Origin of the sequence: Chryseobacterium sp. SIMBA_038 (assembly GCF_046535115.1) — a bacterium.
In the GTDB taxonomy this organism is placed as follows: Bacteria; Bacteroidota; Bacteroidia; order Flavobacteriales; family Weeksellaceae; genus Chryseobacterium.
This window is the reverse complement of record NZ_JAWRXH010000381.1, coordinates 1-243: the sequence shown is the minus strand read 5'-3', so window position 1 is coordinate 243 and position 243 is coordinate 1. Positions and strand designations below refer to the sequence as shown.

1 pseudogene is annotated in these 243 nt (G+C 35.8%); it reads right to left on the bottom strand.

Annotated features, from left to right (window positions below):
* A pseudogene (locus tag SB689_RS23980) lies at positions 1-243 on the bottom strand (hypothetical protein); the annotation flags it as partial.

The following is a 243-nucleotide window of genomic DNA, read 5'->3' as shown; positions in this document are numbered from 1 at the left end:
AAAATAAAGGTTCGCTAACGTTTCTGTCATCAAATGTGAGATATCATCATTCTTTTCTTTCACAACGTAGGAGCTTTCTTCTCTTAGCTGACTGATTCTAGGATTATTTTCAATAAAAGCTTCAATTGCTTTCTCTTTGACCTCAACTTTTTCCTTTTCTGCCTCTTCTGGTCTATCTATTTTCAGCCAACTTTGCCAGGTATTGATAAACCCTGGGACATTACTATTGATAGAAGATTGAGG